This is a genomic window from Arthrobacter sp. 35W (assembly GCF_000482545.1).
Classification (GTDB): Bacteria; Actinomycetota; Actinomycetes; order Actinomycetales; family Micrococcaceae; genus Specibacter.
In genome coordinates this window covers 1,727,077-1,739,591 of sequence record NZ_KI519454.1, presented here as the reverse complement: position 1 = coordinate 1,739,591, position 12,515 = coordinate 1,727,077, and the positions used below count along the sequence as shown (strand labels likewise).

Below are 12,515 nucleotides of genomic sequence, written 5' to 3'. Positions count from 1 at the left end.
CCCAACGACGACGGCGGGCCCCACCAGTGTGGTGGGGCCCGCCGTTTGCGTTGGCCGTCTAGGGCTCGCGGTCGATCTGCAGATGGCTGAGGCCGCTGACGTCGAGCCAGTACTGCGTGGGCGTCTCGACCAGGCGCAGCAGGACGCCCTGGCAGGAACTGCAGCGGACGACGATGCCCGGGGCATCGGTGTAGACCACGGCCTCGCCGAAGGCGTGTTCGGCGCCGCAATGCCGGCACCGGCCAATCGCCGCGATGATGTCGATGCGGAACAGTTCCCCCATCATCCCCGCCACGGCATTGCCGTCGAGATGGGGTATCGGATTGCCCACGGTTGCCGCGATGTCACTGTCGTCGAAGCGCGGCTCCCCGGATCCCGGCGTGCCTGAGCTGTGCCTGCCGGTCACCGGTTGCCTCCCGTTCCGCCGAAGCGTTCGGTCTTGATCGACGTTGGGTAGCCCGCCTGGACGAGCCATTCCGAGACGGTCTCGACAAACACCGTCTGGCCGCAGATGAAGATCTCCGGGGCGGCATCGGCCGGCAGGATGCTTGCCAACAGGGATTCAGCGGTGAGCCGTTGCGGTGCATGAGACCAGCCGGGCGGCACGGCACGGGTGTAGACGTAGTCCACCGCGAGCCTGCCGGACTCCCGGCCCAGGGTTTCCAGTTCGGAGCGGTAAAACCCTGCCTCGGGCGATTTGAGCGAGTACAGCAGCCGGAACCGGGACGGATTCGTCGAGGCCTCATGTGCGCGGATCATCGACATCAGCGGCACGATGCCCGATCCGCCGGCAATCAGCTGGACGGGGTTCGGGTCCGAGGGCAGCCAGACAAACCAGCCTCCGACGGGGCCGCGGATCTCCAATTGGTCGCCGACCACCAGCTCACGCACCAGATACGGGGAGACTTCGCCGTCGGCCAGTTCGTCGACGGTGATCTGCAAAAGGCCGTCCATGCCGGCCGCCGCCACGGAGTAGGACCGCACGGCAGAGTACCCGTCATCGGAGGTCAACCGGATGTCGATGTGCTGTCCGGGGAGGCTGCCGTCCAACCCCGCCACCTTCAGTCCAATGGTCCGGGCGGTGTCATTTTCGGGCATGCCGCTGACGACGTCGGCAACGCGCCACGTGGTGCTCACCTGGTGCGGCTCACGAGTAGCGCTCCTCGCGCCACGGATCGCCGTGCAGATGGTAGCCGTTGGATTCCCAGAAGCCTGGAACGTCGCGCGGGATCAGTTCAAGGCCGTGGACCCACTTTGCGCTCTTCCAGAAGTACAGGTGGGGGACCAGCAGCCGGGCCGGTCCGCCGTGGGCCCGCTCGAGGGGTTCGCCGTCGAATTCCCACGCCACCCAGGACTGGCCGCCGAGGAGGTCCGCCAGGGGGACATTGGTGGTGTAGCCGTCGTAGGAGTGGGCCATGGTGAATTTGGACGACGTGTCCACCTGCTCGAACAAGGTATCCAGTGACACTCCACGCCACGAGGTCCCGAGCTTGGACCAGCTGGTGACGCAGTGGATGTCGTTGCGGATGTCGATCTGCGGCAGCGCCATGAACTGCTCCCACGACCAGGCGTGGCGTTTGCCCGCCTCGGTGGTGATGAAGAATTCCCAATCCCGGGTGGCGACGTCCGGTGCCGGGCCGGCCGTCAGCACGGGAAAGTCTCCCGTTCCATGTTGGCCGGGGGGCAGCTTGTCATTGGTTGTCTGCCGCTTGCCATGAAAACCACGCGAAATGATTCCCACCATGCACCTCCGATGAGGATGTCCCGGTCGGCACTGGCCGGTCCTCCCACGATAGGCCACTGGGAGGACCGGGTCCAGACACACGGGGCACCGGACCAGCGGGCCGGCCGGGTCAGCCCGCTGTGCCGCGCACCATGCCCAGCAGGCGGGCGAAGATGCCCTCGCCGTCGTCGGTGATGCCGTCGTGGTGGAAGTCCGCGCTTTCCCAGACCTGCAGGCCGGCGACGGCGGCGGCCGTCTCCAGGGAGAGGTCCCGGTCCACGTAGATGTCATCGCTGTAGACGGCGGCAGCCACGGGGACGGTGTTGCGGGCAAGCTGCTCGGGATCGTAGAGGGCGGGCCACTGCGTGCGGACCGCCAGCAGTTCCGCAACCTCCTTCAACGGCGCCAACGCGGGATCCTGGTCGAAGTACCACGGGTAGATCATTTCTCCCGTGAGCAGGGGCTCGGCGGCGTCGGGGGCGAAATCCGGATGGGCGGCAAGGACGCGCTGGGCCGACCAATCGGTGGCCGCACCCTGGGCGTAGATGGATTCGTGCAGGACGGCGTAGAGCGGGTTGCCGGCGCGGCTTACCTGGCCGCCCACCTGCTCCAGGAACGCATCGGCCAGCCTGTCGCCATCGGGCGTGGGGACGAAGGCCTCCTCCAGCAGGTAGTGCAGCCCGTCCACCCGGGTGTTGCCGCCTAGGAAGCTCCCCACCATCTGGAAACGCTCCGGGGTGAGCCGCTCCCCGGTGGGCAGGCGCTCGTCGACGGCGCGGAGGTGCTCCATGATCCGGGTGGCCACCGCGCGGTCCTGCGGGTAGCGGGCAAAGTACTCGGCGTTGCGGGCGCGGACCCGGCCGAAGGTGGCCTCATAGACGCGGTCGGCACTGCCGTGCAGCGGCCCGAGGCCGCCGGTGATCAGCACCTCGCGCAAAGCCTCGGGCGCCGTGGAGAGGTAGGTCAGGGCGCAGAAGCCGCCAAAGCTCTGGCCATAGACGCTCCACTGGCCATCCGCCAAGGCACCGCGGAACAATTCGGAGTCGGCCACGATCGCGTCCGCACGGAAGTGGGCCAGGTAGTCGGCCTGGGCGGCGGCGTTGCCGCGCAGAGCGAGCGTGCGGCGGTCCACGGGCGTGGAGAGGCCGGTGCCGCGCTGGTCCAGCATCAGAATGCGGAAGCTGGAGGACGCCTCCTTGATCCAGCCGGACAGGCCCAGGGGCCGGATGCCGCGCCCGCCGGGTCCGCCCTGCAGGTACAGCAGCCACGGCAGCCCGGCCGCGGCCGCCGCATCGAGGTCGGCATCGGCAATCTCGCGGGCGAAGACGGTGATCTGCTCCCCGCCAAGCTGCGAGTGGTCCAGCGGCACAGCCAGACGGTGGTCGCGCAGGCGCATGCCGCGCAGTTCATAGGGTGCGGAGGATTCCAGCGGCATCAGCGCACCTCCCCGGCAACGGCGTCGGCCGTGGAATGGGCGGCACCGAAGGCGCCCAGTGCGCTGCCCTCGAGGCGGAAGGTGGACCAGCCGTCCATCGGGGCGGCACCCAGACTGCGGTAGAACTCAATGGAGGGCGTGTTCCAATCCAACACATTCCATTCCACCCGGGCGTAGCCGCGTTCGACGGCGATCTGCGCCAGGGTGCGCAGCAGCGCCTTGCCGTGGCCGGCGCCGCGTGCGGAGGGGCGGACGTAGAGGTCCTCGAGGTGGATGCCGTGGGTGCCCTCCCACGTGGAGTAGTTCAGGAACCACAGGGCGTAGCCGTCGATGGCCCCGGCCGCGCCGTCCTCGGCCTCAACCACATGGGCAAACGCCTGTGGGTTCTCGCCGAAGAGGGTGGTGTGCAGCATCTCTGCGGTGTTTTTCACCGCATCGGGTTCTTTTTCGTAGACGGCCAGATCATGGATCATGCCCAAGATGGCGGGGACGTCTGAGGGCACTGCTGTGCGAACGATACTCATGGATTGAGCCTATCGAAATCCGGCGCCCGCCTTGAACCAGTGGGCGCCGGATTGGCCGGCTCAGAGCCGGCTGAAGTCCTCCATCTGCACGACGGCGGCACCTGCCTCGTCGGAGGCGTCCAGATCGACAGTGGCCGTGATGGCCCAATCGTGGTTGCCGGCCGGGTCGTCGATGATCTGGCGGACCTTCCAAGCATCCGGGCCCATGGTGATCTGCAGCAGGGCCGGCCCACGGGCCGAGGGGCCGTCGTTGATGAACTCGTGCTCGTCCCAGTAGTCATCCAGGGCATCGCCCCAGCGCTTGGCGTTCCAGCCGGCGTCGCCGTCGAGCTCGGCCAGCGCGTCGATGTCATCGTCCGCCGCCAGCTCAACACGGCGGAAGAGCTCATTGCGGACCATCACGCGGAAGGCGCGCTCGTTGCCCGTCAGCTTCGGCGGGGCCGGCGGGGTGATCTCGGCCTCCGGGGCGTGGGCGCTGCCGCCGCTGGCCAGCTGCTCCCACTCATCCAGCAGGGAGGAGTCGACCTGGCGGACCAGCTCGCCCAGCCAGGCAATGATGTCCTCCAGATCCTCGGTCAGCGCGTCCTGGGGGACGGTCTGGCGCAGAGCCTTGTAGGCATCGGCCAGGTAGCGCAGCACAATGCCCTCGGAGCGGGCCAGGGAGTAGAACTGGACGAACTCGCCGAAGTTCATGGCGCGCTCGTACATATCGCGCACAATCGACTTCGGGCTGAGCTCGAAGTCGCCCACCCACGGGGCGGCCTTGCGGTAGACCTCAAACGCCTCGAACAGCATCGGAGCCAGCGGCTGGGCGTAGGTGACCTCGTCCAGGGCCGCCATCCGCGCGTCGTACTCCATGCCCTCGGACTTCATCGCGGCCACGGCCTCGGTGCGGGCACGCTTGAGCTGGGCGGAGAGGATCTGGCGCGGCTTCTCCAGGGTCGATTCGATGACCGACACCGTATCCAGGGCGTAGCTGGGGGACTCCGGATCCAGCAGGTCCTGGGCGGCCAGCGCGAAGGGGGAGAGCGGCTGGTTCAGGGCGAAGTTCATCTGCAGGTGGACCGTCAGGCGGACGGTGCGGCCATCGTCCGTGAGCTCGTCCTCGGGGATGCGCTCGAGGATCTCCGCACCGAGCAGCTCCCGGTAGATGCCCAGGGCCTTGCGCATCAGCTTCAGCTGCGCCGAACGGGACTCATGGTTTGCCGTGAGCAGCCGGCGGGCGGCCTGGAAGGGATCGCCCGGGCGCTCCAGCAGGTTCAGCAGCATCGCGTGGGTGATGGTGAAGCTGGAGGTCAGCGGCTCCGGCACGGACTCGCTCAGCCTGGTGAACGTCGGCTCGCCCCAGCTGACAAAGCCCTCCGGCGGCTTCTTCTTGACCACCTGGCGCAGCTTCTTGGCGTCGTCGCCGAACTTGGCCTGTGCCTTCGCCATGGCCTTGGTGTTCTCCACTACGTGCTCGGGGGCCTGCACCACCACGGTGCCGGCGGTGTCGTAGCCGGCGCGGCCCGCACGTCCGGCAATCTGCTGGAACTCGCGCACCTGCAGCACCCGGGTGCGGACGCCGTCGTACTTGCTCAGAGCCGTCAGCAGCACCGTGCGGATGGGCACATTGATGCCGACACCGAGGGTGTCCGTGCCGCAGATGACCTTCAGCAGGCCCGCCTGGGCCAGCTGCTCCACCAGGCGGCGGTACTTGGGCAGCATGCCCGCGTGGTGCACGCCGATGCCGTGGCGCACCAGGCGGTTGAGGGTCTTGCCGAAGCCGGCGGAGAAGCGGAAGCCGGCAATCAGCTCGCCGATCTTGTCCTTCTCCTCGCGGGTGCAGACGTTGATGCTCATCAGGTTCTGCGCGCGGTCGATGGCCTCGGCCTGGCTGAAGTGCACCACGTAGACGGGCACCTGCTTGGTGGCCAGCAGCTCCTCCAGCTGCTCGTGGACGCCCGTCTGCACGTAGTAGTAGTGCAGCGGAATGGGCCGCTCGGCATTGGCGACTGTGGTGGTGACGCGGTTGGTCAGCGTCGTCAGATCCTTCTCAAAGCTGCTCACATCGCCCAGGGTGGCGCTCATCAGCAGGAACTGCGACTGCGGCAGCTCCAGCAGCGGCACCTGCCAGGCCCAGCCGCGCTGCGGGTCCGAATAGTAGTGGAACTCGTCCATGATGACGACGCCGACGTCGGCCGCCTCGCCCTCGCGCAGGGCGATGTTCGCCAGGATCTCCGCGGTGCAGCAGATGATCGGGGCCTCCTGGTTGACGGCGGAGTCGCCGGTGATCATGCCGACGTTCGAAGCGCCGAAAATGTCGCAGAGGGCGAAGAACTTCTCCGAGACGAGGGCCTTGATGGGGGCCGTGTAGTAGCTGGTGGCGCCGTGGGCCATGGCGTTGAAGTGCGCCGCGATGGCCACCAGGGACTTCCCCGAGCCCGTGGGCGTGGAGAGGATCACGTTGTTGCCCTCCACCAGTTCCATCGCGGCCTCTTCCTGGGCCGGGTAGAGCTCGATCCCGCGGGAGTCCGTCCATTCCATGAACGCGTCGAAGACAGTGTCGGGATCCGGTGTTCCGGCGGTACGAGGGGGGAGCTGGTCGGCAAGATTCATGATGTTTCAAGCCTACTGGGCTTTTGGCTGTGGCAGGATAACGCCATGGAGCGCCAACGCATCACCTGGGATCCGGCCAAATACGTCCAGTTCGGCAATTTCCGCGACAGGCCCTTTTTCGACCTGACCGGCAGGATTGCCGCACTGTCGCCGCGGCGGGTGGTGGATCTGGGCTGTGGGCCGGGGACCTTGACGGCGGCGCTGGCCCGCCGCTGGCCGGATGCCGACGTTGTTGGTGTGGACAGCTCGGCCGAGATGGTGGCCACCGCCGGCGCCATGGCGGACCGGCCGGCCAATCTCAGCTTTGAGCAGGGCGACATTGCCGGCTGGATGCCGGAGCCGGGCACGGACGTGCTGGTCTCCAACGCGGCACTGCAGTGGGTGCCGGGGCACCAGGATCTGATGCGCCGCTGGCTGGCGGTGCTGGAGCCGGGAGCCTGGCTGGCAGTCCAGGTGCCGGGCAATTTCGCCTCGCCCTCACATGTGCTGATGCGCCAGCTGGCCGAGTCGGCGCGCTGGTCCGAGGCGCTGGACGGCGTGCTGCGCCACGACGACGCCGTGTGGGAACCGGGCCAGTACCAGCAATTGCTGCTGCATGCCGGCTGCGATGCCGACGTCTGGGAGAGCACCTTCCACCAGCTGCTGGCGGGGGAGCGGCCGGTGCTGGAGTGGGTCAGGGGAACGGCACTGCGCCCCGTGATGGCGGCGCTGGACACCGCCGAGGGCGAGGCGTTTGAAGCCGAGTACGCCAAGCGCCTTGGCGCCGCCTACCCGCCGGGCCCCGATGGCACCATCTTTCCCTTCCGCCGCATCTTTATGGTGGGGCGGAAACGCTGACGCGGTGACATTTCTTTAGGGAGATAAAGCTTGTTCATCGGGATAGTCTTTGTTTATGGCAAAGAAAATGACCCAGGAACAAGAGGCATTGGCATCCTATGTGTGGATGCTGGCCCGGCACCGCGAGGCCCTGGCCCGCCAGCTGGCCGACGTGGAGCAGTTCGAACGCGATGCCGTGGCCGCCGCCGGCCAATTTGGCGTGAAGCAGGCGATGCTGGCGACGCTGACCGGCAAGAGCCCCGGACGCATCTCCCAGATCATCAGCGCCACCCCGGCGGACTTCGAGGCCGCACCCCAGCAGACGCGGGAGCAGTGGCGCCAGGTTCTGGACGATCCGGCCGGCCACCTGGAACGCTACTCAGGCGCCGGCAAGACGATCGAAGAGCTTGACGATTGGAACGCCAAGCACCGCTTGATCCACGGCGAGGACTAAGCGCTACCAGCCGCGGGCGCGCCATTCCAAAAGGTGCGGCCGCTCGGCGCCCAGCGTGGTGCCGGCGCCGTGGCCGGGGTGGACCACGGTGTCATCGGGCAGCACGTTGAAGATCCGCTCGACGACGTCGGTGTAGAGCTGGGTGAACCGCGCCGGGTCCTTCTCCGTGTTCCCGACGCCGCCCGGGAAGAGCGAATCCCCGGTGAACAGGTGCGCCGGCCCGGCCTTGCTGCGGTAGAGCAGGGCCACGGAGCCGGGCGTATGGCCGCGCAGCTCGATGGCCTCCAGGTCGAAGTCGTCGAAGGTGCCCACGTCGCCGTCGTCCAGCGCCACATCCGTGGGCACGTCGATGGCCGCGGCATCGGCGGCTCCGGCCGCCGTCCGTGCACCCGTGGCTGCCACCACCGCGGCCAGGGCACGCACATGGTCCCAATGCGCGTGGGTGGTCACCACCAAAGCCAACCCGGGCACTATCCCCGCTGCGGTGGCGGAGCGGTCGAGGTCCTTCGCGCCGTCGGCCAGCAGGTCCGCAATGGCTGGCGCATCATCCGCGGCATCGATGAGCACTTGGATGCCTGTCCGGCGGGAGGTCAGCAGGTAGACATTGTTGTCCATGGCGCTGACGCTGATGCGGCGGATGGCCACAGGGCCCGAAGAGAGAAGTTCGCTGGTCATGGACCCAGTCTAGGAGCGGGCCCCGGGGGAAATGCACAGTTCGCCCTCAGGATAAGGCTCTGACATTCCGCAGCCGCGGGGAGTAGGTTGGCACTGAATGTGCAAGTGGGCCGCAAGGTCCAGACCTGAAACGTGCGGGCCGCCCGGCCGGGTCCGCTGGAGGATCCGTGCTGCTGAAACTGATATCCCGGAATCTGGCGCCGCACAAGGTGCCTTTGATCCTCATCGTGGTGCTCCAGCTGCTGTCGACGCTGGCCACCCTGTACCTGCCCACCCTGAACGCGGACATCATCGATGACGGCGTCGTCAAGGGGGACACCGGCACCATCTTCACCCTCGGCGGCTGGATGCTGGCGATCACCGCCGGCCAGGTGCTCTGTGCCGTGGCCGCAACGTTCCTCAGCGCCAGGCTGGCCATGCAGCTGGGCCGCCAGGTCCGGCGGGAGCTCTTCACCACGGTGGAGACGTTCTCAGCCCAGGAGGTGGGCAGCTTCGGCGCACCGTCCCTGATCACCCGCACCACCAATGACGTCCAGCAGGTGCAGATGCTGACCCTGATGGGCTTCACCATGATGGTGACGGCCCCCATCATGTGCGTGGGCGGCATTGTGCTGGCCCTGCAGCAGGATGTCCCGCTGTCCGCGCTGCTGCTGGTGGTGCTTCCGCTGCTGGTGGTGGCCATTGCGCTGATTGTCCGCAAGCTGGTGCCCACCTTCCGGCTCGTCCAGAAGCAGCTGGACCGGATCAACACGGTGCTGCGCGAACAGATCATGGGCATCTCCGTGATCCGCGCCTTTGTCCGCCGGGACTTCGAGGCCGAGCGCTTCGGCGCGGCCAATGGCGAGCTGACCGCCACCCAGCTGCGCGCCGGCCGGCTGCTGTCGCTGATGTTTCCGACCATCTTCCTGCTGGTCAATGCCACCAGCGTCGGCGTGCTGTGGTTCGGTGGACAGCGCATCGACGCCGGCGACATGCAGATCGGCGCCCTGACGGCCTTTCTGAGCTACATCATGCAGATCTTGATGTCGGTGATGATGGCCATGTTCATGTTCATGATGATCCCCCGCGCCGCTGTCAGCGCCGAGCGCATCCAGGCCGTGCTGGACACGGTGCCGAGCGTGCAGGATGCGCCGGATGCCATCCGCACCCGCGTGGTGGACGGCTCGCTGGAATTCCACGATGTCTCCTTCAGCTACCCGGGCGCCGAGGCCCCCGTCGTGTCCGGACTGAGCTTTGCCGCCCGGCCGGGCACGACGACGGCGATCATCGGCTCCACCGGCAGCGGCAAGACGACGCTGTTGAATCTGATTCCGCGGCTGCTGGACCGCTCCGAGGGCCGGATCAGCATCGGCGGCCACGACGCGCAGGCGTTGTCCCTGGATTCGCTGCGGACGGCCATCGGCCTGGTGCCGCAGAAGGCGTACCTGTTCTCGGGCACCGTGGCCTCGAATCTGCGCGTGGGCAAGCCCAACGCCAGCGACGAGGAGCTGTGGCGGGCGCTGGAGATCGCCCAAGCGGCCGACTTCGTCCGTGACATGCCCGAGGGGCTCGCGGCGGCCATCGACCAGGGTGGGTCCAATGTCTCGGGCGGCCAGCGGCAGCGCCTGTGCATTGCGCGGGCCCTGGTGGGGGAGCCCGCCGTCTACCTCTTTGACGACAGCTTCTCCGCCCTGGACTTTGCCACCGATGCCCGGCTGCGGGCCGCGCTGCGGCCCGTGACGCTGGAGTCCACGGTGCTGCTGGTGGCACAGCGGGTGAGCACCATCCTGCATGCCGACAACATCCTGGTGCTGGACGAGGGGCGCCTGGTGGGGCAGGGCACCCACACATCCTTGATGGAGGACTGTGAAACGTATCGTGAAATCGTCACGTCCCAGATGACCGAAGAGGACCAGGAGCACGCAGCATGAGCATGATGGGACGGGGCGGACCCCCGGTGAGCAAGCCGATGGCCTTCGGGCCCAGCGTCAAGCGCATCCTGGCCATGATGGCTCCGGACAAGCTGCGGATGATCTGGGTGGTGGTGCTGGCCGCGGTGTCCGTGGGGCTTTCCGTGCTGGCGCCCAAGATCCTGGGCCACGCCACCGACATCATCTTCAACGGCGTCGTGGGCCAGATGCTGGCCGGGCGCTTCCCCGCCGGAACCACCAAGGAGCAGGCGGTGGCGGCGCTCCGGGCCGCCGGCCAGGGGCAGATCGCCGACATGCTCTCCGGCATGGACACCGTCCCCGGCCAGGGGCTGGACCTTGCGGCACTGGGCCAGGTGATGGTGCTGGTGCTGGCCCTCTATGTGGCGGCCTTCTTCTTCAACTGGGCCCAGGGCTACATCACCACCGGCATCGTCCAGCGCGCCATGTACCGGCTGCGCGGGCAGATCGAGGCGAAGCTGGACAAGCTGCCGATGGGCCACTTCCAGGAGCAGTCCCGCGGCGATGTGCTCTCCAAGGTCACCAACGACATCGACAACTTTGCCCAAACGCTGAACCAGACGCTCACCCAGCTGCTGATCTCCTCCATGACGGTGATCGGCGTGCTGGCCATGATGTTCTCCATTTCCCCGATGCTGGGGGTGATTTCATTGGCCACTGTGCCGCTGCTGGCCCTGGTCACGGTGGTGATCGCCAAGCGCTCCCGAGTGCAGTTCATGGCCCAGTGGAAGACCACCGGCGAACTCAATGGACATGTGGAGGAGATGTTCACCGGACACGAGATCGTCAAGGCCTTCGGCCAGCAGCAGGCGGCCATCGACAAGTTCCAGGTCTCCAACGACTCCCTCTACGCCTCCAGTGCCAAGGCCCAGTTCATTTCCGGCATCATCATGCCCACCATGAACTTCGTCGCCAACCTCAACTACGTGATCGTGGCCGTGGTGGGCGGCATCCAGGTGGCCTCCGGCCTGCTCACCATCGGTTCGGTGCAGGCCTTCATCCAGTACTCGCGCCAGTTCAGCCAGCCGCTGGCCCAGATCGGCGGCATGATCAACCTGCTCCAATCCGGCGTGGCCTCGGCCGAGCGCGTCTTCGAGCTGCTGGACGCCGAGGAGCAGACCCCCGACCACGAGCCGGCGGACACGCTGGGCAAGACGGTGGGCCGGGTGGTGTTCGAGGATGTGTCCTTCAGCTACAAGCCCGATGAGCCGTTGATCCAGAACCTCTCCCTGGTGGCGGAGCCGGGGGCCACGGTGGCCATTGTGGGCCCCACCGGCGCCGGCAAGACAACGCTGGTGAACCTGTTGATGCGCTTCTACGACATCGATTCCGGCCGGATCACCATCGACGGCGTGGACACCGCCAGGATGACGCGCGACGATGTGCGGCGCCGCTTCGGCATGGTGCTGCAGGATGCGTGGCTCTTCGGCGGCACCATCCGGGAGAATCTGGCCTACGGCCGGCTCGACGCCACCGAGGAGGAGATTGTCGAAGCGGCCGAGGCGACGCACGTGGACCACTTTGTCCGCGCGCTGCCGCAGGGCTACGACACGGTGCTTGACGGCGACGGCGGCGGGCTCAGCCAGGGCCAGCGCCAGCTGATGACCATTGCCAGGGCCTGGGTGGCCGAGCCGGGCATCCTGATCCTGGATGAGGCGACCAGTTCGGTGGACACCCGCACGGAGGTGCTGATCCGCCAGGCCATGAACCGGCTGCGCGAATCGCGCACCAGCTTTGTGATTGCCCACCGGCTGTCCACCATCCGCGACGCGGATTTGATCCTGGTGATGGACCACGGGCGCATCATTGAACAAGGGACCCACGAGGCGCTGCTGGCTGCAGGCGGGTTCTACTACGATCTGTACATGTCCCAATTCGGCGATCCAATGGTGGAAGAGCAGGCGGCGCGATGAGCACCCTGACAACGGAACAGTTGATCCTGCGCTCCTGGCGGCCGGATCCAGCCTCCATGGTGCCGGTGTTTGAGCAGCTGAAACTGCGCATCACCGATCTGGCCGCGTCGGGGAAGCTGGTGGTGGGGGCCAAGCTCCCCTCCGTCCGCGCCCTGGCCGCGGCCCTCGGCCTGGCCGTCAACACCGTGGCCAAGACCTACAAGGAACTGGAAGTGGCCGGCATCGTCCACACCCAGGGCCGCGCCGGAACAGTGGTCGCCGCCTCGGGGGACCAGCTCACCGCGGCGGTCGCCGAGGCAGCCACCGCGTTTGCCGCCGTCGTGCTGCAGCACGGCGTTCCGTTGTCCAAAGCCCTGGACATGGTGCGCGCGGCGGTGGCCCGGTCCGGCCAACGCTGACGGGTGCCGCCGCTCACAAACCACTCCTATTCGAACGAACTTTCGATTACT

12 protein-coding genes are annotated in these 12,515 nt (G+C 67.3%); 5 read left to right on the top strand and 7 right to left on the bottom strand.

Annotated elements, in window-relative coordinates; translation table 11 throughout:
* Positions 1–58 precede the first annotated feature (58 nt).
* From K254_RS0107570 to K254_RS0107545, 6 genes are all read right to left on the bottom strand, one after another.
* The gene (locus tag K254_RS0107570) at positions 59–406 is read right to left on the bottom strand and encodes a DUF6510 family protein (RefSeq protein WP_196810891.1); all 348 of its coding nucleotides are present in this window, start codon (positions 404–406) and stop codon (positions 59–61) included.
* The gene (locus tag K254_RS0107565) at positions 403–1,137 is read right to left on the bottom strand and encodes an FAD-binding oxidoreductase (RefSeq protein ID WP_026554853.1); all 735 of its coding nucleotides are present in this window, start codon (positions 1,135–1,137) and stop codon (positions 403–405) included. Before K254_RS0107565 ends, K254_RS0107570 begins: the two co-directional genes overlap by 4 nt.
* Before the next feature lie 10 nt (positions 1,138–1,147).
* A complete protein-coding gene (locus tag K254_RS0107560; RefSeq protein WP_196810890.1) occupies positions 1,148–1,744 on the bottom strand; it encodes a sulfite oxidase-like oxidoreductase in 597 nt (198 codons plus the stop codon).
* A gap of 109 nt (positions 1,745–1,853) precedes the next feature.
* Entirely contained in the window at positions 1,854–3,158 is a 1,305-nt protein-coding gene (locus K254_RS22310) for an alpha/beta fold hydrolase (protein WP_035749108.1), read from the bottom strand.
* Positions 3,158–3,682 (bottom strand): GNAT family N-acetyltransferase, encoded by a 525-nt coding sequence (locus tag K254_RS22305; protein WP_035749106.1) that lies wholly within the window; start codon positions 3,680–3,682, stop codon positions 3,158–3,160. The genes K254_RS22310 and K254_RS22305 overlap by 1 nt, the downstream gene beginning before the upstream one ends.
* Before the next feature lie 60 nt (positions 3,683–3,742).
* A complete protein-coding gene (locus K254_RS0107545; RefSeq protein ID WP_026554851.1) occupies positions 3,743–6,280 on the bottom strand; it encodes a DEAD/DEAH box helicase in 2,538 nt (845 codons plus the stop codon).
* A gap of 45 nt (positions 6,281–6,325) precedes the next feature.
* On the opposite strand from K254_RS0107545, the gene K254_RS0107540 reads away from it, so the two are divergent.
* The gene (locus K254_RS0107540) at positions 6,326–7,117 is read left to right on the top strand and encodes a trans-aconitate 2-methyltransferase (RefSeq protein ID WP_231391779.1); all 792 of its coding nucleotides are present in this window, start codon (positions 6,326–6,328) and stop codon (positions 7,115–7,117) included.
* A gap of 67 nt (positions 7,118–7,184) precedes the next feature.
* Positions 7,185–7,550: a hypothetical protein gene (locus K254_RS0107535; RefSeq protein ID WP_026554849.1), complete on the top strand. Its 366-nt coding sequence runs from the start codon at positions 7,185–7,187 to the stop codon at positions 7,548–7,550.
* Between the two features lie 3 nt (positions 7,551–7,553).
* Here the strand turns inward: K254_RS0107535 and K254_RS0107530 are convergent, their stop codons facing one another.
* Positions 7,554–8,225 (bottom strand): MBL fold metallo-hydrolase, encoded by a 672-nt coding sequence (locus K254_RS0107530; RefSeq protein WP_026554848.1) that lies wholly within the window; start codon positions 8,223–8,225, stop codon positions 7,554–7,556.
* Between the two features lie 167 nt (positions 8,226–8,392).
* On the opposite strand from K254_RS0107530, the gene K254_RS0107525 reads away from it, so the two are divergent.
* The 3 genes from K254_RS0107525 to K254_RS0107515 are packed head-to-tail and all read left to right on the top strand — an operon-like array spanning position 8,393 to position 12,464.
* On the top strand, positions 8,393–10,135 hold the full coding sequence (locus K254_RS0107525; protein ID WP_026554847.1) for an ABC transporter ATP-binding protein: 1,743 nt from the start codon (positions 8,393–8,395) through the stop codon (positions 10,133–10,135).
* Complete coding sequence (locus K254_RS22300) at positions 10,132–12,066, top strand: ABC transporter ATP-binding protein (RefSeq protein ID WP_035749104.1); 1,935 nt, start codon at positions 10,132–10,134, stop codon at positions 12,064–12,066. The genes K254_RS0107525 and K254_RS22300 overlap by 4 nt, the downstream gene beginning before the upstream one ends.
* Positions 12,063–12,464 carry a GntR family transcriptional regulator gene (locus K254_RS0107515; protein ID WP_051388960.1) on the top strand — a complete coding sequence of 134 codons (402 nt, stop codon included), beginning with the start codon at positions 12,063–12,065 and terminating at the stop codon, positions 12,462–12,464. The genes K254_RS22300 and K254_RS0107515 overlap by 4 nt, the downstream gene beginning before the upstream one ends.
* The last annotated feature ends 51 nt before the right edge of the window (positions 12,465–12,515 follow it).